Consider the following 1,673-nt stretch of genomic DNA (forward strand, 5'->3'; position numbering starts at 1 on the left):
ACGTGTGGCACAAGCCATGCATACGGATTCCAATGATGCGGACAACCGCGAGCGTGAACCGAGTTCACATACCCGACAAAATGTTTCAGACGACCCAAAACCCAAAAAGCAGCCAGCATCTCAAAAAGGCCGTCTGAAACCTTTACCCCTTGCCGATATTCGCACCTTTGAAGCCTGGCTCAAAACCGCCGAACGCGACAATCCGCGCCTGCTGTTCCTAAGCCGCGACGATCTGATGCAACACGCCGCCGCGCACATTACCGAAGAGCAGTTCCCCAAATTCTGGCAAACCGCAGACGGCAAGTTCAAACTTTCCTACCGCTTCGAGCCGCACCATCCGCTCGACGCCGTGCCGCTGACCGTCCTCAACCGCCTGCACGCGCCGTCGCTCGAATGGCTGGTGCCCGGTATGTTACGCGAAAAAATCCAGTTGCTGATTAAAGCCCTGCCGAAGCAAATCCGCCGCATTTGCGTGCCCGTCCCCGATTTCATCACCAAATTCCTCGAAAGCAATCCCGACCGCCAAGCGTCCATCATTCCCCAGTTGGCGCACTTTATCGCCAAAAGTGCCGGCGATATGCGGATTCTCGAGCAAATCGACCAAGACGCATGGGCGGCGCAAGAATTGCCCGAACATTGCTATTTGAATCTGCGCATTATCGACGACGGAGGACAAGAGCTTGCCGGCGGCCGCAAACTGCACGAATTGCAACAACAGCTCGGCCAAGCTGCCGCCGTCACCTTCCGCGACAACACCCAAGAATTTGAGCGCGACAACGTTACCACATGGGATATCGGCACCCTGCCCGAATCCATCAAATTCGCACGCGGCAAACAACAGCTTACCGGCTACCTTGGCCTGCAAAAAGAAAAAGACGGCCGCATCGCCCTGCGCCTGTTCGACACGTCCGCCGCCGCCGAACAAACCCATAGATTAGGCGTGATCGAACTCATGAAACTACAACTAAAAGAACAAGTTAAAGACCTGAACAAAGGCATCCAAGGCTTCACCCAAGCCGCCATGCTACTCAAACACATCAACGCCGACACCCTGCGCGACGACCTCACCCAAGCCGTCTGCGACCGCGCCTTTATCGGCGAAGACGAGCTGCCGCGCAACGAAAAAGCCTTCAAAGAGCAAATCAAACGCGCCCGCAGCCGCCTGCCCGCCGTCAAAGAAGCCCTCAGCCGCTACCTACAGGAAACCGCCGCCGCCTACGCCGAACTCAACGGCAAACTCGGCAAACACCCGCTCACCCACCTTCTAAGACTACGCCTGCAAACCCTGCTCGCCGCCGGCTTCGCCACCCACACCCCGTGGGCACAATGGCCACGCCTGCCCATCTACCTCAAAGCCATGACCCTGCGCCTCGAAAAATACAGCGGCAACCCCGCCCGTGACGCAGCCCGCGAAGCCGATATTCAAGAGCTGGAACAAATGTGGCAGGAAAAAACCGACAGCTTAGTGAAACAAGGACAACCCGTTTCAGACGACCTCGCCGCGTTTAAATGGATGATTGAAGAATTGAGAGTGTCGCTGTTTGCGCAGGAGTTGAAGACACCGTATCCAGTATCGATGAAGCGGTTGTTGAAGGAGTGGGGAATTTTGAGGTAGATTGGAAACAGCATAATAGCGGTGAAATCACCTTAACTATAAAATTATGATAATATAC

General features: G+C 55.3%; 1 protein-coding gene. It reads left to right on the forward strand.

The genetic code is table 11. From position 1 onward, the window contains the following. A partial coding sequence (locus ACTHS3_RS12495) for a DUF3418 domain-containing protein (protein WP_440368077.1) occupies positions 1-1,615 on the forward strand: 1,615 nt, incomplete at its 5' end. Between the last annotated feature and the right edge of the window lie 58 nt (positions 1,616-1,673).

The organism is Neisseria sp. P0009.S007 (genome assembly GCF_051962515.1).